Origin of the sequence: Arsenicitalea aurantiaca (assembly GCF_003994485.1) — a bacterium.
In the GTDB taxonomy this organism is placed as follows: Bacteria; Pseudomonadota; Alphaproteobacteria; order Rhizobiales; family Devosiaceae; genus Arsenicitalea; species Arsenicitalea aurantiaca.
This window is the reverse complement of record NZ_RZNJ01000002.1, coordinates 564,517-586,933: the sequence shown is the minus strand read 5'-3', so window position 1 is coordinate 586,933 and position 22,417 is coordinate 564,517. Positions and strand designations below refer to the sequence as shown.

General features: G+C 62.6%; 20 protein-coding genes and 1 tRNA gene. 15 read left to right on the top strand and 6 right to left on the bottom strand.

What is annotated here, in order from left to right; translation table 11 throughout:
- Positions 1–2: 2 nt before the first annotated feature.
- Genes sufC through EMQ25_RS07180 form a run of 6 tightly spaced genes read left to right on the top strand, consistent with a single transcriptional unit; the run spans position 3 to position 4,463 of the window.
- The gene (sufC, locus tag EMQ25_RS07205; RefSeq protein WP_127187869.1) at positions 3–764 is read left to right on the top strand and encodes a Fe-S cluster assembly ATPase SufC; all 762 of its coding nucleotides are present in this window, start codon (positions 3–5) and stop codon (positions 762–764) included.
- The gene (gene sufD / locus EMQ25_RS07200; protein ID WP_127187868.1) at positions 761–1,969 is read left to right on the top strand and encodes a Fe-S cluster assembly protein SufD; all 1,209 of its coding nucleotides are present in this window, start codon (positions 761–763) and stop codon (positions 1,967–1,969) included. Before sufC ends, sufD begins: the two co-directional genes overlap by 4 nt.
- A gap of 35 nt (positions 1,970–2,004) precedes the next feature.
- Positions 2,005–3,225 (top strand): cysteine desulfurase, encoded by a 1,221-nt coding sequence (locus EMQ25_RS07195; protein WP_127187867.1) that lies wholly within the window; start codon positions 2,005–2,007, stop codon positions 3,223–3,225.
- 11 nt (positions 3,226–3,236) lie between these two features.
- Positions 3,237–3,635: an SUF system Fe-S cluster assembly protein gene (locus tag EMQ25_RS07190; protein ID WP_127187866.1), complete on the top strand. Its 399-nt coding sequence runs from the start codon at positions 3,237–3,239 to the stop codon at positions 3,633–3,635.
- Position 3,636: 1 nt separating this feature from the next.
- Positions 3,637–4,059: a VOC family protein gene (locus EMQ25_RS07185; RefSeq protein WP_127187865.1), complete on the top strand. Its 423-nt coding sequence runs from the start codon at positions 3,637–3,639 to the stop codon at positions 4,057–4,059.
- 26 nt (positions 4,060–4,085) lie between these two features.
- Complete coding sequence (locus tag EMQ25_RS07180; protein ID WP_244606512.1) at positions 4,086–4,463, top strand: HesB/IscA family protein; 378 nt, start codon at positions 4,086–4,088, stop codon at positions 4,461–4,463.
- Between the two features lie 14 nt (positions 4,464–4,477).
- On the opposite strand, the gene EMQ25_RS07175 is transcribed toward EMQ25_RS07180, so the two are convergent.
- The 3 genes from EMQ25_RS07175 to parE form a co-directional block, all read right to left on the bottom strand.
- Positions 4,478–5,539: a GGDEF domain-containing protein gene (locus EMQ25_RS07175; RefSeq protein ID WP_158625990.1), complete on the bottom strand. Its 1,062-nt coding sequence runs from the start codon at positions 5,537–5,539 to the stop codon at positions 4,478–4,480.
- A gap of 136 nt (positions 5,540–5,675) precedes the next feature.
- Positions 5,676–7,169: a DEAD/DEAH box helicase gene (locus EMQ25_RS07170; protein WP_127188159.1), complete on the bottom strand. Its 1,494-nt coding sequence runs from the start codon at positions 7,167–7,169 to the stop codon at positions 5,676–5,678.
- A 149-nt stretch (positions 7,170–7,318) separates the two neighbouring features.
- Complete coding sequence (gene parE, locus EMQ25_RS07165) at positions 7,319–9,349, bottom strand: DNA topoisomerase IV subunit B (RefSeq protein WP_127187863.1); 2,031 nt, start codon at positions 9,347–9,349, stop codon at positions 7,319–7,321.
- Positions 9,350–9,595: 246 nt separating this feature from the next.
- On the opposite strand from parE, the gene EMQ25_RS07160 reads away from it, so the two are divergent.
- A complete protein-coding gene (locus tag EMQ25_RS07160) occupies positions 9,596–10,042 on the top strand; it encodes a hypothetical protein (protein ID WP_127187862.1) in 447 nt (148 codons plus the stop codon).
- Between the two features lie 75 nt (positions 10,043–10,117).
- A complete protein-coding gene (locus EMQ25_RS07155) occupies positions 10,118–10,483 on the top strand; it encodes a hypothetical protein (protein WP_127187861.1) in 366 nt (121 codons plus the stop codon).
- Between the two features lie 381 nt (positions 10,484–10,864).
- Here the strand turns inward: EMQ25_RS07155 and glnA are convergent, their stop codons facing one another.
- Complete coding sequence (glnA, locus tag EMQ25_RS07150) at positions 10,865–12,274, bottom strand: type I glutamate--ammonia ligase (RefSeq protein ID WP_127187860.1); 1,410 nt, start codon at positions 12,272–12,274, stop codon at positions 10,865–10,867.
- Positions 12,275–12,347: 73 nt separating this feature from the next.
- Positions 12,348–12,686: a P-II family nitrogen regulator gene (locus EMQ25_RS07145; protein ID WP_127187859.1), complete on the bottom strand. Its 339-nt coding sequence runs from the start codon at positions 12,684–12,686 to the stop codon at positions 12,348–12,350.
- 386 nt (positions 12,687–13,072) lie between these two features.
- Here EMQ25_RS07145 and EMQ25_RS07140 point away from each other — a divergent pair.
- The 4 genes from EMQ25_RS07140 (at position 13,073) to EMQ25_RS07125 (ending at position 17,555) form a co-directional block, all read left to right on the top strand.
- Positions 13,073–13,157: transfer RNA gene (locus EMQ25_RS07140), tRNA-Leu, on the top strand.
- A gap of 67 nt (positions 13,158–13,224) precedes the next feature.
- Positions 13,225–14,619: a trigger factor gene (gene tig, locus EMQ25_RS07135; RefSeq protein WP_127187858.1), complete on the top strand. Its 1,395-nt coding sequence runs from the start codon at positions 13,225–13,227 to the stop codon at positions 14,617–14,619.
- An 83-nt stretch (positions 14,620–14,702) separates the two neighbouring features.
- Positions 14,703–16,187 carry an NAD(P)H-hydrate dehydratase gene (locus EMQ25_RS07130; protein ID WP_244606510.1) on the top strand — a complete coding sequence of 495 codons (1,485 nt, stop codon included), beginning with the start codon at positions 14,703–14,705 and terminating at the stop codon, positions 16,185–16,187.
- Between the two features lie 144 nt (positions 16,188–16,331).
- Complete coding sequence (locus tag EMQ25_RS07125) at positions 16,332–17,555, top strand: M23 family metallopeptidase (RefSeq protein ID WP_127187857.1); 1,224 nt, start codon at positions 16,332–16,334, stop codon at positions 17,553–17,555.
- A 47-nt stretch (positions 17,556–17,602) separates the two neighbouring features.
- On the opposite strand, the gene EMQ25_RS07120 is transcribed toward EMQ25_RS07125, so the two are convergent.
- Positions 17,603–18,397, bottom strand: coding sequence for an ion transporter (locus EMQ25_RS07120; protein ID WP_127187856.1), 795 nt, complete (start codon positions 18,395–18,397; stop codon positions 17,603–17,605).
- Between the two features lie 171 nt (positions 18,398–18,568).
- Here EMQ25_RS07120 and EMQ25_RS07115 point away from each other — a divergent pair, with 171 nt between their 5' ends.
- The 3 genes from EMQ25_RS07115 (at position 18,569) to eno (ending at position 22,401) form a co-directional block, all read left to right on the top strand.
- The gene (locus EMQ25_RS07115) at positions 18,569–20,563 is read left to right on the top strand and encodes a BCCT family transporter (RefSeq protein WP_127187855.1); all 1,995 of its coding nucleotides are present in this window, start codon (positions 18,569–18,571) and stop codon (positions 20,561–20,563) included.
- A gap of 69 nt (positions 20,564–20,632) precedes the next feature.
- A complete protein-coding gene (locus tag EMQ25_RS07110) occupies positions 20,633–20,998 on the top strand; it encodes a PRC-barrel domain-containing protein (RefSeq protein WP_127187854.1) in 366 nt (121 codons plus the stop codon).
- A 128-nt stretch (positions 20,999–21,126) separates the two neighbouring features.
- The gene (gene eno, locus EMQ25_RS07105; RefSeq protein ID WP_127187853.1) at positions 21,127–22,401 is read left to right on the top strand and encodes a phosphopyruvate hydratase; all 1,275 of its coding nucleotides are present in this window, start codon (positions 21,127–21,129) and stop codon (positions 22,399–22,401) included.
- Positions 22,402–22,417 lie beyond the last annotated feature (16 nt).

Here is a 22,417-nt window from a genome sequence, read left to right as displayed (position 1 = left end):
CAGTGACAACCCCCGTTCTCGAAATCCGCAACCTCCACGCCCGCATCGAAGAGCGTGAAATCCTCAAGGGCGTGAACCTCGTCATTCCCGCAGGGGAAGTCCACGCCATCATGGGCCGCAACGGCTCGGGCAAATCGACGCTCTCCTACGTCCTCGCGGGCAAGGAAGACTATGAGGTCACCGAGGGCGAAATCCTCCTCAACGGCGAAAACATCCTTGAGATGGAGCCGGACGAGCGGGCCGCGGCGGGCCTGTTCCTTGCCTTCCAGTACCCGATCGAGATCCCCGGCGTCGCGACGATGACCTTCCTCAAGGCTGCGATCAACGCGCAGCGCAAGGCTCGTGGAGAGGCAGAGCTGTCCACCCCCGACTTCATGCGTGCCGTGAAGGAAGCGGGTGCCCAGCTCCAGATCGACAGCGACATGCTCAAGCGCCCCCTCAATGTCGGTTTCTCGGGTGGCGAGAAGAAGCGTGCGGAAATCCTGCAGATGGCTCTTTTGAAGCCGTCGCTTGCAGTCCTCGACGAGACCGATTCCGGGCTCGATATCGATGCGCTGCAGGTCGTCTCCAAGGGCGTCAACGCCTTGCGTGACGGCCAGCGCTCGATGCTCGTGATCACGCATTACCAGCGGCTGCTGAACCACATCGTCCCGGATGTCGTCCACGTGTTCTCGGACGGCCGTATCGTCGAGAGCGGCGACAAGGATCTCGCGCTCCAGCTCGAGGCCAAGGGCTATGCCGGCTTTGACGGGGAGGCGGCATGAGCGTCCTCACTCCCGTCCGGCTCGGGCCTGCCGAGCAGACCCTCATCGCGCAGTTGCAGTCCGCGGGAGCGGCCGCTCAGGCGGAGCGTCTCAGCGGCTCAGGCCTGCCGACGCGTCGGGTCGAAAGCTATCACTACACCGATCTCAAGCAGCTGCTGCGCAGCGTGCCGCCGTTGGCCGGTGCTGCCCCCGGCGCGAGCGCGCCGGCACTCGAAATCGCCGGTGCATATCGGCTGATGATCGCGAACGGTCGCGTTCAGGATGCGGGGACGGCGCCTGCCGGGGTGATTGTCGGTCGCTCCGAGGGCTCGGTTCTAACGATGCGCGACGACGTGCTCGTCCGGCTCAACGCCGCCCTTGCGGGGGAAAGCCTCAGCCTGACCCTCGAGGGCAGTGTCGATCCGGTGATCCAGATCGATCGGCGCAGCGAGGGCGAGGCAGCCCATTCGGCCGGCTCGGTGCGCATCTTCGTCGCCGACGGCGCGAGCGCGACCATCGTCGAGACATATTCGGGCAGCGACGCTGCGCACGTGTCGAACCACGCCAGCTACATCTCGCTGGGCAAGGGCGCACGTCTCAGCCACATCGCGGTCGATCTCTCAAGCGGCCAGGCAACGCATTTTGCGACGCACGAGTACCAGCTCGCCGAGGATGCGAAGCTTCATACGCTCGCGATCCATGCAGGCGCCTCGCTAGCCCGCACTCAGATCTTCGCGCGGTTTGCAGGCGAGGGATCGCATGCCGATTTCTCGGGCCTCAACCTCGTGAAAGACGGGCAGCATCTCGATATCACGCTCGACGTGAACCATGCTGTGCCGAACACCACGAGCCAGGAGCGCTTCAAACAGATCGCCCGTGGCCGTTCGCGCGCCGTGTTCCAGGGCAGGCTCGTCGTCGCGCGCCACGCGCAGAAGACCGATGCCAAGATGATGATGCAGGGCCTGATGCTCTCGGACGAAGCCGAGATTCTCAGCAAGCCTGAGCTCGAAATCTACGCCGATGACGTGGTGTGCGGCCATGGTTCAACCTGCGGACAGATCGACGAAACCTCGCTGTTTTACCTGATGAGCCGCGGCATTCCGCGTGCCGAAGCCGAGACCATGCTTGTCCGCGCTTTCCTTGAGGAGCTCGTCGATCCGATCGAGGACGCCGAACTCAACGAGGCGCTGACGGCGGTGATCGACGGATGGTTGCTCGGCCGCTGAAAGTGGTCGGATCACCCCAACACGCAGGGAACGCCATGAGCTTCGCGCTGGAACAGGTTCGAGCCGACTTTCCGATCCTGGATGAGAAGATCCACGGCAAACGGCTAGTCTATCTCGATAACGCAGCATCGGCACAAAAGCCGGTGCAGGTGCTCGAGCGCATGGACCATGCCTTTCGGCACGAGTATGCAAATGTGCACCGCGGGCTGCATACGCTCGCCAACCGCGCGACCGAAGCCTACGAAGGCGCGCGCGAGAAGGCGCGACGCTTCCTTAATGCATCTCGCGTCGAGGAGGTGATTTTCACGCGATCGGCCACTGAGGCGATCAATCTCGTCGCGCAGAGCTTTGTCGCGCCGCGCATAGGCGAGGGTGACGAGATCGTCATCACGATGATGGAGCATCACTCCAATATCGTGCCTTGGCACTTTCTGCGCGAGCGCAAGGGCGCGGTCATTCGCTGGGTCGATATCCGGGACGATGGTAGCTTCGATATCGATGCCTTCGTTGCCGCGCTTGGACCACGGACTAAGATGATCGCCGTCACGCACATGTCGAACGTGCTCGGCACGCTGGTGCCGATCGCCGAGATCGCCGCCATCGCCCGGGAGCGCGGTATCCCGCTGATGGTCGATGGCAGCCAGGGCGCCGTGCACACCAAGGTCAATGTGACCGACCTCGGCGTCGACTTCTACATTGCGACCGGTCACAAGCTCTACGGGCCGACGGGGATCGGTCTGCTTTACGGACGCTATGATCTGCTGGCCGCCATGGAACCCTATCAGGGCGGCGGCGAGATGATCGAAACCGTCACGCAGGAGGGGGTCGTCTATGGCGCACCGCCCAACCGGTTTGAAGCGGGTACGCCGCCGATCATTCAGGCGATTGGCCTCGGCGCTGCCCTCGACTACATGGAAGCCCTCGGGCGCGATGCGATTGCCGAGCATGAGGCTGACCTGACGGCCTACGCCAGCGAGCGCCTCTCGCGCATCAATGCCCTCCGCATCATCGGGTCCGCCCCCGGGAAGGGTGGCATATTCTCCTTTGCCATCGAGGGCGCGCATGCCCATGACGTGTCGACCATTCTTGATCGCTACGGCATAGCGGTACGTGCCGGCACCCATTGCGCGCAGCCACTCCTCGCACGCTTCGGTGTCAGCTCTACATGTCGGGCATCGATAGGCCTATATAACGGCAGGGACGACATCGACGCGCTCGTCGAAGGCATCGAGAAAGCGCGGACATTCTTTTCGTAAAGGTGGTCGACATGACCGGAGACGACACAACACCCGCAGAAGCCCCCGCACCGAGCGATGCGCGGATTGCGCCCACGCACACCGGAAGTCTGCCTGCTGACGAGGTGGAGCGCCTGACGACCGACCTCATCGCGGCGCTGAAGACCGTCTACGATCCGGAGATCCCGGTCGACATCTATGAGCTCGGGCTGATCTACAAGGTCGACCTGGATGACGATCGCAACCTTGAGATCGACATGACCCTCACCGCGCCTGGCTGCCCCGTTGCCGGTGAGATGCCGGGTTGGGTAGAGAACGCGGCGCGCTCGGTCGAGGGCATACAGGACGTCAAGGTCAACATGGTCTTCGATCCTCCCTGGAGCGCGGAGCGCATGTCGGAGGAAGCGCAGGTCGCGCTCAACTGGTGGTAGGATGAACCGGCCGGCCCTGACGGGACTTCTGGAAACCGGCGTCTACGTGACCGACGTCGCGAAGTCACGGGCATTCTATGAGGGTCTCTTCGGCTTCAAGGCCATGGTCGCGGACGAGCGGATTTGCGCTTTTGATGTCGCGCCCGGCACGGTCTTCATCCTCTTCCGGCGCGAGGGTACGTCCGAGCCTGTCGCCGTCCACGGTGGTGGCATCATCCCTCCTCACGATGGTGGTGGACGTCAGCATTTCGCCTTTTCCATCCCTGAGGGTGCAATGGCGGACTGGAAGACCTATCTGGAAGAGCGGAACGTCGCGATTGAAAGCGAGGTTGACTGGCCGCAGGGTGGGCGTAGCCTCTATTTCCGCGATCCGGACGGGCTGCTCGTCGAGCTTGCCACGCCCGGCCTCTGGTCGAACTACTGAACGGCGCTTTGCGCCCGGAGATGAAAATGGCCTTCAAGATCATGACGCTGACCGAGAACGCGGTGGAGCGGATCAACGAGATCATCGAAGACAGCGAGCGTCCTGTAACGGGCGTGCGGGTCGGCGTCAGAAATGCCGGCTGTGCGGGGATGGCCTACACTCTCGACTACGTCGCGGAGCCGGTAGCCGGTGACGATCATGTCGAGCAGGACGGTGTCCACGTCTATGTCGAGCCCAAGGCGACGATGTTTCTTCTTGGCACGATCATGGATTTCGAGCAGAGCAAGATGAGCTCGGGCTTCACCTTCAAGAACCCGAACCAGACCGGTGCCTGCGGCTGCGGAGAATCAGTGCAGCTGAAGCCTGCCGATCTCAAGGCCATCGCCGAAGCGCGAGCCGTCTGAAGCCTGGCTGACAGTCAGGCAGCGACGATGTCGCCGCTCTTGATCTGGTCCTCGCCGATTACGCGGTTGCGGCCGGCGTTCTTGGCGGCATAGAGGCAGCGGTCCGCTCGCTCGATGAGGCTTGCGGCGTTATCTTCGGGGAGCAGCAGCGCAACGCCTAGCGAGGCCGTAATCCGCCCGAGCGTCTCATTCGTTGAGCGCTTCAGCAACTCCTTGGCCTGAACAGCCTTCCGGATATTCTCGGCAACCGTCACTGCGCCCGCCAGATCGGTGCGCGGCAGGATAGCCGCAAACTCTTCGCCGCCATAACGCGCGACGATATCCCGGCCCTTGACGTTCGACTTCAGCGTCATGGCAACGAGCCTCAGGACCTGATCGCCCGTCTGGTGGCCCCATGTGTCGTTGAAGCGCTTGAAATGGTCAATGTCGACCAACAGCAGGCAGAGTGGCGTCTCAAACTCCCGCGCGTCTTCGATGGCCCCGATCAGGCCCTCATCGAAATATTTGCGGTTGAAGATCTTGGTCAGCGGATCGAGCATGGATTCGCGCCGCACCTCGTCGAGATCGCGCTGCAACTCGGCCATGTCTTCCTGGGAAGCCGTCAGCTTGTCCTCAAGCTCGCCATTGGCCTGCTGCATGCGCATCGTCTCTTCGAGCAGCCGGGCGACGAGATCGCGCAGGAGTTCAGCCGACACGTCGCCGCCAAGATCGCTCGACGCCGTCCGCAGCGATCCCGAATAGCCCTCGGCCGTGCTCATGACGCTGTTGATCGCCGCATGGACCGCCCCGATCCGCGCGGACATGCGTTCCGAGACGCTCGAGATCCTGGCGCTCGCATCGTGAGAGCGAAGGAACTCGTTGTATAGCGTCTCGGCAATGTCCAGAGTTGCAGTGCCGTCGCGCAGCAGGGCGTTGATGCGCTGATTGAGCGAGGGGTTTACCCCTGTGGCATAGGTATAGAACAGCTCGTAGAACTGTGGATAGGGCGCAATCCCGCTTCGCTTCAGAAGCTCGATGGCAGCGTTGGCATAGCCGAGCGCACGTTTGAATTCCTGATCCGACAAAAGAGTCCCCACGCTTTTTCTCGGTCTTTGGCGCCGGCCATTCTTTGCCATACCAATTAAGTTGGCGTTAAACCGACCCTTTCAACACGGCGCCACCATGTCGATCGGGTGCATTCAACTTAGGTGCGCTCCGAAGTCCGCGGCGGCACTATTGTAGCTTGGCAGATCGAAGGAGAAAGGCGGGGATGGGGCTGTCCGGACCGAACGGTGAATCCGGATAGTTTCCGCTCGGCGCAGCCGCGTCGTCAGCGGTCTTATCGACCGGACGTCTCTGGCTTTGTTCAGATTTCCGACCGCGGCGCTGTCGCCCGCCAGACGTGGGCTCCGACTTGGCCTCGATTTTTTCCGGCTCTACCTTCGGCTCGACCTTCTCGGGTGCCCCCTGGGACTTCGGAGCTCCAGCTTCTGATTTCGCTTCGGGTGTCTTCCGACCGCCACGGCTCGTGCGCCCGCGGCTCCGCGACGCGCGCGGAGCGTCTTCAGCGCTTTCAGCTGACTCGTCCACCGTTGATGGCGATCCCTCGTGCAGCGGAATCGACCTCTGGATCAGCTTTTCGATAGCGTCGACATATTTTCCGTCTGACGGCCCGACGAGCGTGACCGCAGAGCCCGAGCGGCCCGCACGCCCCGTTCGTCCGATCCGGTGCACATAATCTTCGGCGTGGGTCGGGGCATCGAAATTGTAGACGTGGCTCACCGCGGGAATATCGAGCCCGCGGGCAGCGACATCGCTGGCGATCAGGAGCGTCAAGCGGTTGTTGCGGAAGGCGTCGAGGGTTTCGGTGCGGCTCTTCTGGTCCATGTCACCATGGAGCGCTCCGGCATTGAACCCGTGGCGCTGCAAAGAGCGGGCAAGGGTCGCGACGTCACGCTTGCGGTTGCAGAAGATGATTGCGTTGGTCAACCCTTCGGCGTCGCGCAGCAAGCCCCGCAGGGCGGCGCGTTTCTCGTCCGGCTTGCCGGACACGCGAAGCTGGCTCTGCGCGATCGTATCGGCAGTGGAGTTCTGCCGGGCAACTTCGATACGGATCGGGTCGCGAAGGAAGCGGCTCGTCAGCCGCTGGATTTCAGGCGGCATCGTCGCGGAGAAAAACAGCGTCTGGCGCCGTGCCGGCAGGAGGCCGCAGATGCGCTCGATGTCCGGGATGAACCCCATGTCGAGCATCCGATCCGCCTCGTCGATGACGAGGATGTCGACGCCGGTCAGGAGAATGCGCCCACGCTCGAACTGGTCGAGCATACGGCCGGGGGTCGCGATCAATACGTCGGCGCCGCGGTCCAGTTTCTTGTTCTGCTCTTCGAAGGAAACGCCGCCGATCAGCAAGGCAACCGAGAGGCGGTGATTCTTCCCGTACTTCTCGAAATTCTCGTGAACCTGTGCGGCAAGTTCGCGCGTCGGCTCCAGGATGAGCGTGCGCGGCATGCGTGCTCGCGCTCTGCCCTTCTCGAGGAGCGTCAACATCGGCAGGACGAATGAGGCCGTCTTGCCGGTGCCCGTCTGTGCGATGCCAATTATGTCCTTCTTATCAAGGACATAGGGTATCGCCTGGGCCTGGATGTCGGTGGGCTTGGTGTAGCCGGCTGCGGCAACCGCTTCGGTCACCTTGGTGCTGAGGCCAAGCCCGGAAAAGTCACTGGTCAAATTTTCTGTCCATGCAGGGTGGGGTGGTACGGCGGCCACCCGTATGGCGGCCGTCAGCGGACGTACCCCTTGCGCAGCGGGACCATAGGGCAAACACCTGTCGAATCAAAGTGTTTCCTACCGCTTGATTAATGCCCAGCGTTCCTTGGCTAAATATCGAGCGCCGTGACGAACTCTGCGTTCTCCTGGATGAAGGCGAACCGCATTTCGGGTTTGTTTCCCATGAGACGGTCCACCGACGATGCGGTATCGCTTCGGTCCTGCAGAAGTTTCACCTGCAACAGAGTGCGTGTCTTCGGGTCCATGGTCGTTTCGCGGAGGTGCGCATGTGGCATTTCCCCCAGTCCCTTGAAGCGCGTGATGTCGATCTTGCTCTTGCCGTTGAACTCGGCGGCGATTAGCTCGTCCTTGTGCCGATCGTCCATCGCATAGACCGTCTTCGCGCCCTGGCTGATCCGATAGAGCGGCGGCATTGCGAGATAGAGATGACCATCGTCGATGAGCTTCGGCATCTCCTGGAAAAAGAAGGTCATCAAGAGCGACGCGATGTGGGCCCCGTCGACATCGGCGTCCGTCATCAGGATGATCTTGTCGTAACGCAGATCATCCTCACGATAACGGTCGCGCGTTCCGCAGCCGAGGGCCTGGATCAGGTCGGCGATGGCCTGGCTCGAGGCCACCTTGTCGCGGCTCGCGCCCGCAACGTTGAGGATCTTGCCGCGGAGCGGCAGCACTGCCTGGCTTGCACGGTTGCGCGCCTGCTTGGCGCTACCACCGGCCGAGTCGCCTTCCACGATGAAGATCTCGGCGCCCTGAGCGGCAGTTTGCGTGCAGTCGGCGAGCTTGCCGGGGAGCCGAAGCTTTCGGGTCGCGCTGGCCCGATCGATCTCCTTCTCCTTGCGCCGACGCATGCGTTCTTCGGCGCGTTCTATCGCCCAGTCGAGCAGCTTGCTGGCCTGGTTGGGCGAGGCCGCCAGCCAATGGTCGAATGCGTCGCGAAGCGCTGTATCGACGATGCGGGTCGCTTCAGGAGAAGAGAGCCGATCCTTGGTCTGGCCGACGAATTCGGGCTCGCGCACGAATACCGAAAGCATCGCGCTACAATGCCCGAAGACGTCTTCGGCCGTCAGCACGGCGGCGCGCTTGTTGTTCGTGAGCTCTGCATAAGCTTTGAGGCCGCGGAGCAACGCGGTGCGCAGCCCGGTCTCGTGTGTGCCGCCCTCTGCGGTCGGGATCGTGTTGCAGTAGGACGAGACGAACCCATCCCCGAGACACCAGGCGATCGCCCACTCAGTCGCCCCATGCGTCCCGGGCTTGCCGGACCGGCCGGAGAAGACTTCATCGACAATCCGGGGCTCGCCCTCGATCCTGTCGGTCAGGAAGTCCCGCAGGCCGCCAGGATAGTGGAAGCTGGCCTTGACCGGCACCTCGGCGGTCGCGACGGCCTCATCGCACGACCAGCGCAACTCGACGCCGCCGAACAGATAGGCCTTCGCACGGGTCATCTTGAAAAGGCGGGCAGGGGAGAACTCAGCCTTGCCCGCGAAAATCTCGGGATCGGGATGGAAGCGGACAGTGGTCCCGCGGCGGTTTTGCACTTTGCCGATCGTTTCAACGCCGGTCACGGGCTTGCCGCGAGCGAATTGCTGGCGATAGAGGATCTGGTCCCGGGCAACTTCGATGACCAGCATGTCCGAAAGCGCGTTTACGACCGATATGCCGACGCCATGCAGCCCGCCCGAGGTTTCATAGGCCTTGGAATCGAACTTTCCGCCCGCATGCAGCGTCGTCAGAATGATCTCGAGCGTCGAGCGGTTGGGGAACTTCGGGTGCGCCTCGACCGGAATGCCGCGACCATTGTCGGTGACGGTCAGAAAACCATCCGCGCCGAGATGCACTTCGATCCGGTTGGCATGGCCGGCGATCGCTTCGTCCATGCAATTGTCGATGACTTCAGCGAACAGGTGGTGCAGCGCATTGGCGTCGGTGCCACCGATATACATTCCGGGCCGACGGCGCACCGGTTCGAGCCCCTCGAGCACCTCGATGTCTGCCGCCGAATAGCTTTCGCCTCCGGACTTGACAGGTGCCATGGTAGGCGGGACGACAGGCTCTGTAGCGGGGGCAGGGGGCACGGAAGGGGCTGCCCCAAGGCCGAAAAGATCATCGCTTTGCGACATGAGATTCCTGAAGCTGGCGTCGAATCGGTGGGATCCGGCTCATAGCATGGTGGGAGTTTACCTAGTGTTTCCGATCCGTTCCGGCAAGGCGGCCCGATTTCCACGGCTTTTCGCGCCGAGAGCGCTCCGGGGCACCAAAATGAACGCAGCATGAATGGCGAATTCCGGATCCGTTCAACCCTGCGGCGCTAGCTTACGAACATCGCTTCTGGCTCAGCGGCGCAACCCCTTCGAGGAGACGATCAAATGTCCGCTCTTTCCACCCTGAAGACCACCGGCCGCGCCGCGGTCATCGCTCTGGCCCTCGGTGCCGCTTCGCTTGGCGCGACGCCAGCGAGCGCCCAGTCCTTCAACTTCAATCTTGGCGTCGACTCGGGCGGCCAGCCCTCGTTCGGGTTCGGCGTCCAAAGCGGCGAGCGCGGCTTTCACCGGCCCGGTCGCGGTGGCGGACGCTGGGAGCGGTACTGCTTGACCAACCGGGAAATCGTTCGCGGCCTGGGCAGCTACGGCTACCGCGATGCCGACATCACGCGCAATCTCGGCCGTGATCGCGTCGAAGTGGTCGCCCGCTATGGTCGCGATTGGTACCAGATGCGCGTCGATCGCTGCACCGGTGTCGTCGACCGCGTCGAGCGGCTGCGCCGGCCCGGCGGGCGTCCGGGCGGCGGGTTCGGCCTGCAGTTCAACTTTTAGCGGCAGCGTCCCGCCAGTGGAACCGGCCCCTTGTGGGCCGGTTTCTGCATTTGGGGAGTGAGAGGAGAGATCGAAATGAGAACGACGCGAGACTTCAGACGTATCCTGCGTTCCGCCCTTGTCGGCCTTTCGCTCGCGGCCGCGAGCGTAACGGCGATGCCGGCGCAGGCGCAGCCCGGCTTCGACATGCATTTCGGATTTGGCACGGGGTTTGTGGATCGGGACAGGGATAGGCGCCCACGCTTCTTCCAGCCGCCTTGCCTCACTGATTACCAGATCCGGCAGCGCATTGCCGCGCGCGGCTACTCGAACATCTATCTCAATGTCGCCCGGCGGCCCTACATCCAGGTCCGCGCCACCGAGGGGCGCTGGGTCTACCTGATCGAGTTCGATTTCTGCCGCGACGAGATCGTAGGCCGCGAGCGGCTCCGCCCGGCCTGACGTTTACCAAGCGTTTGCATCTTGTAAGCGGTTTTTTAAGCCTGTCGCGCTAAACATAGGCCATACGGTTTTTGTTTGGAGTTGCCGTATGGCTGGGGCCGCGAAGCGATGCGTAGCGTATCTGTCGCTGCCGCCCGAGCAGACTGCGAAATGGATGCAGGCCGGGATAAAGAGTATCGCGTACCGGCCTGCTCATTTTGCCTTGCCCCGCACGATAATCATCTGCGCCGTGGCCGCTGTGTTCTTCATCATCTAGAAATAGTCTGACTTCCACGCCTCTCTACCGTGAAGAGAGCAGACGCGCTTGCATCAGTTCTGTTGATAGACACCGATGCAAAAAAAGGGGCCCCGCAGGGCCCCTTCTTCGTTCGGGTCGACCGATCAGGCCGAGTAGTACATCTCGTACTCGACCGGGTGCGGGGTGTGCTCGAACTTGATGACTTCTTCCATCTTGAGCGCGATGTAGGCATCGATCTGATCGTCGTCGAAGACGCCGCCGGCCTTGAGGAAGTCGCGGTCCTTGTCGAGGTTCTCGAGCGCTTCACGCAGGGAAGCCGAGACGGTCGGGATCGAGAGCAGCTCCTGCTTGGGCAGCTCATAGAGATCCTTGTCCATCGGGTCGCCCGGGTGGATCTTGTTCTTGATGCCGTCGAGGCCGGCCATCAGGAGCGCTGCGAAGCCGAGATAGGGGTTCGCCAGCGGATCGGGGAAGCGCACTTCGACGCGCTTGGCCTTCGGCGACTGGCCGAAGGGGATGCGGCAGGAAGCCGAGCGGTTGCGAGCCGAATAGGCCAGCAGCACGGGGGCTTCGAAGCCAGGCACCAGGCGCTTGTAAGAGTTGGTGGTCGGGTTGGTGAAGGCGTTGATCGCCTTGGCGTGCTTGATCACACCGCCGATGTAATAGAGCGCTTCCATCGAAAGGCCCGCATACTGGTCACCGGCGAATAGCGGCTTGCCATCCTTCCAGATCGACTGGTGGCAGTGCATGCCCGAGCCGTTGTCGCCATAGACGGGCTTGGGCATGAACGTCGCGGTCTTGCCATAGGCATTGGCGACCTGATGGATGACGTACTTGTAGATCTGCACGTCGTCGGCCGACTTGATGATGGGCGCGAACTTGATGCCGAGCTCGTGCTGGGCCGACGCCACTTCGTGGTGGTGCTTCTCAACGACCACGCCCATCTGCGCCATCGCCTCGAGCATCTCGCCGCGGATGTCCTGTGCGCTGTCGAGCGGGGGAACGGGGAAGTAGCCCTTCTTGGTGCCGATGTGATGGCCGGTGTTGCCCATCTCGTATTCGGCGTCGTTATTGGTGGGCAGCTCGGTCGAGTCGACCTTGAAGCTCACATTGTAAGGCGTGGCCGAGTAGCGCACGTCGTCGAACAGGAAGAACTCCGGCTCGGGGCCGAACACGACCGAGTCGCCGATCCCCGACGCCTTCACATAGGCCTCGGCCTTCTTGGCCGTGGTGCGCGGGTCGCGGTTGTAGGGCTGGTAGGTCATGGGTTCGAGAATGTCGCACACCACGGCCAGCGTGGACGCACCGAAGAACGGGTCCATGTAGGCCGCGTTCGGATCGGGCATCAGGACCATGTCGGACTCGTTGATGGCCTTCCAGCCACCGATCGACGAGCCGTCGAACATCGTGCCTTCTTCGAAGAGATCCTCGTCGACCACCGAGGCGTCCATCGTGACGTGCTGCAGCTTGCCGCGCGGGTCGGTAAAGCGCAGGTCCACGTACTTGATGTTCTCGTCCTTGATCTTCTGGAGGATGTCGCTTCCGGTCGTCATAGGTTCTTCCCCTGTATAAGTCGGAAATCGTTGGTTCTGGTAGTCGGCGCGTTACGGCTCAGGCGGGAGGGGCCTAGAGCGCGTCGTCGCCGGATTCGCCGGTGCGGATGCGGATCGCCTGCTCGACGGAATAGACGAAGATCTTCCCATCGCCAATGCGCCCGGTCTGGGCGGCATTGCGGATAGCTTCGACGGCCTTGTCGGCGAGATCGTCTGGGCAGACGACCTCGACCTTGACCTTCGGGAGGAAGTCCACGACGTACTCGGCGCCGCGATAGAGCTCGGTATGGCCCTTCTGGCGGCCGAAGCCTTTCGCCTCGGTCACGGTGATACCCTGCAGGCCCACCTCCTGAAGCGCTTCTTTGACTTCGTCGAGCTTGAAAGGCTTTACGATAGCCTCGATCTTTTTCATGCGGGCCTCCACAAGAGCATTTTCGGTTCGGCGACAAAAAGCCTCCGATCCGCACTAGAAGCGTCCGCTGGTTGCAGCCGCTCGTGGCGTGTCATCCACGCCGCCCACCTTAATGCATGGTCCGTGCCACACCGGCCAAGTCCGAGAAAATCCTTTGGATATAGCGGGTTAGCTGCAACGTAACCGGCTCTCTCAGAACGTGAGGCGACCGCTGGTGCTTAAATCTTAAGCGAAGTGGCTAGGAATTGCGCAGTCATGGATGTATGGCGCGTGACGGATTGCGTAAGGAATGGGCGGGCCGGCAGGCAGTGGCCATGGAAACAGGCTTTGACTGGCCTCCCAACTTACGCTAGACCCTCGCGACCCCGGCCAAAGGGCGGTTTCTCGCGGGTGTGGCGGAACTGGTAGACGCACTGGATTTAGGTTCCAGCGCCGCAAGGCGTGGAGGTTCGAGTCCTCTCACCCGCACCAGTACCGGTATTCCGGGAGCTTGCACGACGCCTCGGCCAACTGACAGAGACGAAAGACGGTATTACCCATGCAGGTCACAGAAACCCTCAATGAAGGCCTCAAGCGCAAGCTCGCCGTCACGATTCCGGCGCAGGATCTCGCTTCGCGGCTGGATGCCAAGCTCGATGAGATCAAGGGCAAGGCAAACCTAAAGGGTTTCCGGCCCGGCAAGGTGCCGATGGCGCACCTCAAGAAGATGTATGGTCGCTCCGCCATGTCCGAAGTCATGCAGGAAGCGATCAACGCCAGCGTCAACGAGACGCTTTCCGGCCGCTCCGAACGCGCCGCGACCCAGCCCAAGATCGATCTCACCGAAGATCAGGCTGAGATCAATCGCGTGCTCGATGGCGAGGGCGATCTCGCCTTCGAGGTGAGCTATGAAGTCCTGCCGTCCGTCACGCTGATGGAACTGAGTGGCATCGCCTACGACAAGCCCGTCGTCGAGGTCGAGGCAGCCGATGTCGAGAAAGAGCTCGAGCGCCTTTTCCGTGAGCGTCGCGGCTATGAAGACAAGGGCGATGACGCGGTTGTCGAAGACGGCGACCGGCTCGGTCTGTCCTTTGTCGGCAAGATCGACGGCGAGGCCTTCCAGGGTGGGAGTTCTGATCACGCTCACCTGACCGTAGGTTCGGGCGAGTTCATCCCCGGCTTCGAAGAGCAGCTGGTCGGCCTCAAGAAGGGCGAAGAGAAGCAGATCGAAGTGACCTTTCCCGAGGATTACGGGAACAAGGAACTGGCCGGCAAGAAGGCAACCTTCGACGTCACCATTCTTCATGTCGATGGCCCGAAGTCGGGCGAAATGGACGATGAGTTCGCCAAGTCGCTCGGTCTCGACGATCTCGACAAGCTTCGCGAGATCGTGAAGTCGCAGATGGAATCGGCGCTGGGCTCCATGGGGCGCCAGCACATCAAGCGTCAGATTCTCGATGCGCTCGATGAGGGGCACAAGTTCGACGTCCCCGAGGAACTGGTGGAAGCCGAGTTCAACGCGATCTGGAACCGCGTGAAGCACGAGATCGAGCATCACGGCCGCAGCTTCGAGGATGAGGGCACGACCGAGGAAGAGGCTCGTGCACAGTACCGGACGATCGCCGAGCGCCGGGTGCGCCTTGGCCTCGTGGTGGCCGAGATCGGCAACACCAACAAGATCGACGTTACTGACGAAGAGCATCAGCAGGCGCTGATCGCCGAAGTCCGCCGCTTCCCGGGTCAGGAGCAGCAGGTCTACGATTACTATCGCAAGAACCCGCAGGCTCTGGCTTCGCTGCGCGCGCCGGTGTTCGAGAACAAGGTCGTCGACTACGTCGTCGGGCTCGGCACGGCGAACGACAAGCCGATGACGCGCGAGGAACTGGCCAAGCTGATCCAGGCCGAGGACGATGGCGAGGAAGGTGATCACGATCACCACCACCACGACCACTGATCGAAGCTTGACGTTTCGCCTCTTTGAGGGCCGCCCGGGAACGGGCGGCCCTTTTTGCTGTTTGGAATTGCGGGAGGAAACTTATGAACGGCCCGAGCGCGAAGGACGTCCTCCTTCTGACCCCTCAGGAAATGGCCGCGGCTGACCGTAGTGCAGCCGCGCTGGGTATTCCGACCCTGGGCCTCATGGAGAGGGCAGGAGCCGCCGTCGCGGATGCGGTGATTGCGCGCTTTCGACGTCAGGATGTGACGGTTCTCTGCGGCCCGGGGAAAAATGGCGGCGACGGGTTCGTCGCTGCGCGTCTGTTGCGCGATAGGGGGTGGTCCGTTCGCGTCGCGCTGGCGGGCGAACGTGACGCTCTCAAAGGCGATTGTGCCACAAACGCTTCTCGCTGGGGCGATGCGGTGCTCAATGCTGATGCATCGGTCCTGGACGGCGCACCCATCGTGATCGACGCCCTATTCGGGGCCGGTCTGTCTCGAGACATCGATGGCGCGGTCGCCCGCCTGATCGAGGCCCTGAACGCCTCCGGCCTGCCGGTGATCGCAGTGGACGTGCCCTCAGGATTGGACGGTGCGACGGGGGCGGTGCGCGGCATCGCGGTCAAGGCCGATGTCACCGTCACCTTCGTTCGGAAGAAACCTGGGCATCTTATTCTGCCTGGCCGAGAGCTTTGCGGAGAGCTCGTGCTTGCCGACATCGGGATGCCTGATGCAGCTTTTGCAACCTTAGGCGCCAACGCCTGGGAGAACGATCCGGCTCTGTGGCAACTGCCTCCGGCAGATCCGGCCGGACACAAGTACGGAAGGGGGCATTGCGTCGTTGTTTCGGGTGGCGCGCTGGCGACCGGCGCCACGCGGCTTGCCGCTTTCGCTGCCCTGAGGAGCGGCTCTGGCCTTGTCAGCCTTGCAGGTGCACAAGACGCCCTTATGATCCATGCTGCTCACGTCACCTCGATCATGCTGAAGGAGGCGGACAGCCCGGAGGCGCTTGAGGCACTGCTTGAAGATCGTCGCTTGAACGCGGTCGTCTATGGCCCCGGCGCGGGGCGGGGCGAGGCGGTGAGGGGGCGCGTCCTCGCACTTCTGCGCACAGGCGCGTCGATCGTGCTCGATGCCGACGCGATGACGGCATTCGCCGACGATCCGGAAGCGCTTTTCCAAGCTATTGCCAGTCTGCCAGACCGGGTGGTCGTCCTGACGCCGCATGAGGGAGAGTTCGCCCGGCTTTTCGGCAAGATGACTGGCGACAAGGTCACGCGTGCCCGAGAGGCGGCAAGGCGCGCCTCGGCCATTGTCATTCTCAAAGGCTCTGACACGGTGGTCGCTGCACCGGATGGGCGAGCGGCGATCAACGCAACGGCGCCCGCCTGGCTCGGTACGGCCGGGGCCGGCGATGTGCTCGCTGGTATGGTTGCCAGCCTCCTGGGGCAGGGTATGCCCGGCTGGGAAGCGGCCGCCGCGGCCGTGTGGATACATGGCACGGCGGCGCAGGCTTTCGGTGGTCCCGGGATGATCAGCGAGGACCTGCCGGGCCTGATCCCCGCCGTTCTCAAGGGTCTCGGCTAGGCTTTGCACGGCGCCGCTAGGGTAACCTTACCCGTCGCTTAATCGCTGCAGAACAAATTGCTGCAAATCGCATGGGTCTTAAACTCGTCTTTACCTTAACCGCCTAGCTTCAGGGGTGTTGAGTACCTGTGTTCGAGTGGACTGATGAGTAAACGCATGACCGGTAAGGCGCTTAAAGGCACTGTAGCATTGGTCGGTATCCTTGCCGGCGCCGTCGCCCTTTCAGGGTGTACAGCGATTGGCGGCCGGGCGTTCGGAGATCCCACGGTAACGGGCTCGGCCAGTGCCGGCGGAACCGGCAACCTGTCCCAACCCATGCCGATGGCGCTGGCCTCCTCCCAGCGCGTTGCGGCTGGTCCCTTCACGCCCCCCGCCGAGATCGGCGGCGGTGGCGGTGGTTACGTCACGGGCCCCTCCGCAATGGTCGGCGGGCAGGGCGCCATGACCACGGTTTCGACCGAGACTTTGCCTCCGCTCAATTCCTCAAACGGGAACCTCCCAGCCATGCCCGCTCAGCAAGCCCTCGCACCCGCGATGGCGGACCGTATGCCCGTCCCGCCTGCCGTCGCCGCTGCATCTGCTCCCAATCTCGTCTCCGTCTCGCAAGACGGGTACACCCATGTGATCGAAAGCGGCGAGTCGCTCTATACCATCGCCCGCCGCTATGACGTGACTGCGCAGTCGATCATCCAGGCGAACGGGCTGTCCTCCCCGGACAAGATCGTCGTCGGCCAGCGGATCACCATTCCCGGGCGCTCCGACCTCGGCGCGCGCAGCCAGGTTGCGGCCAACGACGCTCCGACGCAGAGCCCGATCCTCGGTTCGATCCCGCAGCGTCCTGAGAACACCGCAGCCATCACCGATGCATCGCTGATCGAAGCACCGGCAGCGCGCGCGGAGAGCACCGCTGCCGCAGCGCAGACGCTTAACGAGGCTGCGCGTCCCGCTCAGCAGCAGCAGGTTGCTTCGCTGCCCGCCCCGGCAGAACCGCAGATGTCCGGCGCGGAGAAGTTCCGCTGGCCCGTCAGCGGGCGCGTGATCACCGATTTCGCCTCTTCCCGCGGCACCGGCATCAACATCGAAGCGCCTGAAGGCGCGACCATCCGCGCCGCCGAGAACGGCACCGTCATCTATACGGGCAGCGGCGTCGAGGGGTATGGCAATCTGATCCTCATCCGCCACCCGAACGGATATGTATCGGCCTATGCTCATCTGGGTTCGATGACCGTCAATCGCGGCGACGTGGTGAACCGCGGCGACAGCATCGGGACCGCTGGCACAACCGGATCGGTAACGCGTCCTCAGCTCCACTTCGAATTGCGCAAGGGCGCGACGCCAGTCGACCCGATGCCGCTTCTGGCAAGCTGAGCGCCGCTCCCCAGACTTCAAAGGGCCCCGCCGAGCGCGGGGCCTTTTTATTTGTTGCGGTATTCGTTGCGCATTTCAGCGAGCTCGCCGCGCAGCAGGCGCAGTTCGGCCATCACCGCCTCGTTGGCGTCCTGGATTGCATGCCGATCCTCGCTGGCGGCGGCCTCGCTCTCGTGCTGCATGGCCGAGACGATCACACCGATGAAGAGATTGAGCACCGCGTAGGTCGTCGAGATGATGAACGGGACGAAGAACAGCCACGCCATCGGGTAGACTTCCATCACCGGTCGCACGATCCCCATCGACCAGCTTTCGAGCGTCATGATCTGAAAGAGCGAGTAGAGCGAACGGGGGATCGACCCAAACCAGTCCGGGAATGAGGCGCCGAAGAGGTTGGTGGCCATGACAGAGAAGACGTAAAAGACCATCACCAGCAACACGATGATCGAACCCATGCCGGGCAGGGCCGCGATCAGTCCGCCGATCACGCGGCGGAGAGACGGGACAACCGAAATCAGCCTCAAGACCCGCAAAATGCGGAGTGCACGCAGCACCTGAAGCGGGCCGGTGGTGGGAAAGAGCGCGAGCGCCACTATCGAAAAGTCGAAGATGCTCCATGGATCGCGGAAGAACGAGAGCCGGTGGACGTAGATGCGCAGCACGATCTCGATCACGAATATCGCGAGGATGACGCGATCGAGGAGTTCGAGCAGGTCGCCAAAGGCTCTCATGACCCGAGCGTCGGTCTCCAACCCGAGTACGATCGCATTGGCAATGATGATGCCGATGATCGCGGCTTCCCAGGCGCGGGATTCGATGAGGGCTTTGAGGCGGGCGCGCATATGGTGACCTTGTGTGGAGCTTTCGCCGCAGAGGTCAATATGAGCCGGGTCCCGGCGTCAAGCGCATCATCGCTGCCCGAATTGGAACACAATTTGCTCGGGCGGGTTGTCGTTGCCGGAGATCAGGCTTTAGGCTTGGTACCAATCCCCAACAGCCAAGGACGATGATGCATGGCCGATGACGCCCCGCGCACCCAGCCCGACAAGCCGGTCCGGATCCTGATCAACCCTCCGGTCTTTTTCGGGTCCGCCGGGACGATCGTTGGTTTCTCGCTCTTTGCGATAGTCTTCCCGGAGATTGCGGCAGGTGGGTTCGGCACGGCGCAAGCCTGGATCCTCGATACGTTCGGCTGGCTCTATGCGCTTGCCGTGGCCGGCTTCGTGATCTTCTGCGCGGTGCTGGCCTTCGGCGAAACGGGCAAGATCAAGCTCGGGCCGGACCACGCGGAGCCCGAATATTCGTACCCTTCATGGTTCGCCATGCTGTTTTCCGCCGGTATGGGCATCGGGCTGATGTTTTTCGGCGTTGCCGAGCCGATCCTGCATTTCTCAGCGCCGCCCACAGGCGATGGCGGCACGCTCCAGGCGGCGCGGGACGCCATGGTCACGACCTTTTTCCACTGGGGCATTCACGCCTGGGCCATCTATGCGGTCGTTGGACTCTCCCTGGCCTATTTCTCCTTTCGTCATGGGCTACCCCTGACGATCCGGTCCGCGCTGCACCCGCTGATCGGGGACCGCATTCATGGGCCGATTGGGCATGCCGTCGACATCTTCGCCGTCGTCGGGACCGTCCTTGGCGTGGCCACCTCCTTGGGTTTCGGGGTCGCCCAGATCAATTCGGGCCTCGCATTCCTCATCGGGATCGAGGAATCGGTCACCATGCAGGTGGTGCTCATCGTCACCATTACCCTGATTGCAACCGGATCGGTGATGACAGGACTCGACAAGGGTGTGCGCAGGCTGAGCGAGCTCAATCTGGGCCTCGCGTTCGTGCTGCTTCTATTCGTTGCCGTACTCGGCTCGACCACGTTCCTCCTGCAGGCCACGGTGCAGAATCTCGGCGCCTATCTCAGCCAGTTCGTCGACCGGACCTTCCGACTCTATGCCTATGAGCCGAATTCCTGGCTCAATGACTGGACGCTCTTCTATTGGGCGTGGTGGATCTCCTGGTCGCCCTTCGTCGGCATGTTTATTGCGCGCATTTCGCGCGGGCGCACGATCCGCCAGTTCATCGTCGGCGTGCTGCTGGTCCCCCTCGGGGTGACGGCGGTCTGGTTTACCGTGTTCGGCAATTCGGCCATCGCGCTCGATCTCGGCGTGGCGGCCGGTGCAATCAGTGCGGCCGCAGCCGCGAACACGCCGGTGGCACTCTTCACGTTCCTCCAATACTTCCCGTTCGCGGGGGTCACCTCCGTCATCGCCGTCATCCTCGTCGTGATCTTCTTTGTCACCTCATCGGACTCGGGCTCTCTGGTGGTCGACACGATCACCGCCGGCGGGCGTGATGATGCGCCGGTTTGGCAACGCATCTTCTGGGCGATGGGGGAGGGGCTGGTCGCAATCGCGCTTCTGCTGGCGGGCGGGCTCGGCGCCCTTCAGGCTGCTACGCTCATCGGGGCACTCCCTTTCACCATTGTCATGCTGTTTGTCTGCTATGGCCTCTGGAAGGGCCTGGCCGACGAGCGCATTCGCGCCGGAAGCGAGCGCCTCCCAGTGCCGCCAGCCGGCGGCAAGCCGATCAGCTGGCAGAAGCGGCTGTCCATTCTTCTCGATTATCCCACCCGCCAGAAGGCAGAGGCTTTTCTTTCCGGGCCGGTCCGTGAAGCTTTGGATGCAGTCGCTGCCGAAATGCAGACGCGCAGCGTCGATGCGAAGGTCAGCTCGGACGAGAAGGGGATCGCCCTAGAAACCGGATCACGCGAGGCGCCCGAGGCCTTCCGCTACGCCGTGCGCGTGCGCGCCTATCACGTGCCTGACTTTGCGATGCGCGATCTGCCCCCATCACGCGGAGACGAGCGTCGGCGGTACTACCGGGCCGAGGTCTATTTGCGGCAGGGCGGACGGAATTACGACGTCATGGACTACACCCGTGAGCAGATCATCGCGGATGTCCTCACCCAGTATGAGCGGCACCTGCATGCGGTGCACCTCGGCGCTGGATAGGGCGCGGGGATCGGAACCGGCCCAGCGACGGTTCGTTGTGTTACCGAACGTCCAAGAAGGAGAACAAGAATGACCACTGCATCAGGTCACACAACGGCAATTCGCGCGTCGCGCGTCATCGGAACGACGGTAAAAGATGGTTCGGGCGACACGCTGGGCAAGATCGAGGACATCATCCTGGACAAGACCGACAACACCATCATGTTTGCGGTGGTCGGGTTCGGCGGGGTCCTCGGAATCGGTGAAAAATACCATCCGCTACCCTGGTCGGTGCTCGATTACGAAAAGGACGCCGACGCATATGTCGTGCCCTATACCCGCGAGCAGCTTGAAGCGGCTCCCAGCGATACGATCAGCGAGCTGACGAAGGACGACGGCGCGCAGTACCGCGATCGGGCCTACGAATATTACAAGGTTCAGCCCTACTGGAGCTGAGACAAGAACAGCTGAGCAATGGGCGGCCCCGGTGGTCGCCCATTTTTTTATGGGTCGACCCTTTTCCTCAGTCGCGCCAGTCAGTAGACAAAGCGCTCGGGTTCCCCAACGAGCGCAAAGGGTTTCGCATGTCCGCAATCATAGATGTCACGGGCCGACAGATCTTCGACAGCCGCGGCAACCCCACGGTCGAAGTCGATGTGGTGCTCGATGATGGCAGCTTTGGCCGTGCAGCCGTGCCCTCGGGCGCATCGACCGGTGCCCACGAGGCCGTCGAGTTGCGCGATGGTGGCAAGAGCTATGGCGGCAAGGGCGTCACCAAGGCGGTCGACAACGTCAACACGCTGATCTTTACCGAGATCCAGGGCTTGGATGCGCTGGACCAGATCGTGCTCGACCGCACGATGATCGAACTGGACGGCACCCCCAACAAGAGTCGCCTTGGCGCAAATGCGATCCTTGGCGTGTCGCTTGCCGCCGCCAAGGCCGCGGCCGACTCGTCCGACCTTCCGCTCTATCGCTATATCGGCGGCCCGAACGCCCATATGTTGCCCGTACCGATGATGAACATCATCAATGGCGGCGAGCATGCGGACAACCCGATCGACATCCAGGAATTCATGATCATGCCCGTCGGCGCCGAAAGCGTCGCGGATGCGGTGCGGATCGGCGCGGAGATCTTCCACACCCTGAAAAAGGGTCTGGCGGCCGAGGGGCACAATACAAACGTCGGGGACGAGGGCGGCTTCGCGCCAAACCTCTCGTCTACGGACGCAGCGCTCGGCTTCATCATGGCCTCGATCGAGAAGGCCGGCTATCGCCCCGGAGAAGATGTCTATCTAGCGCTCGATTGCGCTTCGACCGAATTCTTCAAGAACGGCAAGTACGAGCTCTCCGGTGAAGGGCGCTCGCTCGGGCCCGACGAAATGGTCCGCTACCTCGCCGACCTCACCACACGCTTTCCGATCATTTCGATCGAGGACGGAATGGCCGAGGATGATTGGGACGGCTGGAAGGGATTGACGGAGGCAATCGGCGACAAGGTTCAGCTCGTCGGTGATGATCTCTTCGTCACCAATACCGAGCGGCTTCGCTCGGGGATCAAGATGGGCGTCGCCAACTCCATTCTCGTCAAGGTCAACCAGATCGGGTCGCTGAGTGAAACGCTCGATGCCGTCGATACCGCCCACCGTGCCCGCTACACCTCCGTGATGTCGCACCGGTCCGGCGAAACCGAGGATTCGACCATCGCTGATCTCGCGGTCGCCCTCAATTGCGGGCAGATCAAGACGGGTTCGCTCGCGCGCTCCGACCGGCTCGCCAAGTACAATCAGCTGATCCGCATCGAGCAACAGCTCGGGCAGGCGGCGCGTTATGCTGGACGGACCATCCTGCGCGGCTGAGACTTCAACCTCACCT

Coding starts and splice junctions, on each gene's coding strand:
- sufD (WP_127187868.1), top strand. CDS start 761: ATGAGCGTCCTCACTCCCGTCCGGCTCGGGCCTGCCGAGCAGACCCTC.
- EMQ25_RS07195 (WP_127187867.1), top strand. CDS start 2,005: ATGAGCTTCGCGCTGGAACAGGTTCGAGCCGACTTTCCGATCCTGGAT.
- EMQ25_RS07190 (WP_127187866.1), top strand. CDS start 3,237: ATGACCGGAGACGACACAACACCCGCAGAAGCCCCCGCACCGAGCGAT.
- EMQ25_RS07185 (WP_127187865.1), top strand. CDS start 3,637: ATGAACCGGCCGGCCCTGACGGGACTTCTGGAAACCGGCGTCTACGTG.
- EMQ25_RS07180 (WP_244606512.1), top strand. CDS start 4,086: ATGGCCTTCAAGATCATGACGCTGACCGAGAACGCGGTGGAGCGGATC.
- parE (WP_127187863.1), bottom strand. CDS start 9,349: ATGTCGCAAAGCGATGATCTTTTCGGCCTTGGGGCAGCCCCTTCCGTG.
- EMQ25_RS07160 (WP_127187862.1), top strand. CDS start 9,596: ATGTCCGCTCTTTCCACCCTGAAGACCACCGGCCGCGCCGCGGTCATC.
- EMQ25_RS07155 (WP_127187861.1), top strand. CDS start 10,118: ATGAGAACGACGCGAGACTTCAGACGTATCCTGCGTTCCGCCCTTGTC.
- glnA (WP_127187860.1), bottom strand. CDS start 12,274: ATGACGACCGGAAGCGACATCCTCCAGAAGATCAAGGACGAGAACATC.
- EMQ25_RS07145 (WP_127187859.1), bottom strand. CDS start 12,686: ATGAAAAAGATCGAGGCTATCGTAAAGCCTTTCAAGCTCGACGAAGTC.
- tig (WP_127187858.1), top strand. CDS start 13,225: ATGCAGGTCACAGAAACCCTCAATGAAGGCCTCAAGCGCAAGCTCGCC.
- EMQ25_RS07130 (WP_244606510.1), top strand. CDS start 14,703: ATGAACGGCCCGAGCGCGAAGGACGTCCTCCTTCTGACCCCTCAGGAA.
- EMQ25_RS07125 (WP_127187857.1), top strand. CDS start 16,332: ATGAGTAAACGCATGACCGGTAAGGCGCTTAAAGGCACTGTAGCATTG.
- EMQ25_RS07120 (WP_127187856.1), bottom strand. CDS start 18,397: ATGCGCGCCCGCCTCAAAGCCCTCATCGAATCCCGCGCCTGGGAAGCC.
- EMQ25_RS07115 (WP_127187855.1), top strand. CDS start 18,569: ATGGCCGATGACGCCCCGCGCACCCAGCCCGACAAGCCGGTCCGGATC.
- EMQ25_RS07110 (WP_127187854.1), top strand. CDS start 20,633: ATGACCACTGCATCAGGTCACACAACGGCAATTCGCGCGTCGCGCGTC.
- eno (WP_127187853.1), top strand. CDS start 21,127: ATGTCCGCAATCATAGATGTCACGGGCCGACAGATCTTCGACAGCCGC.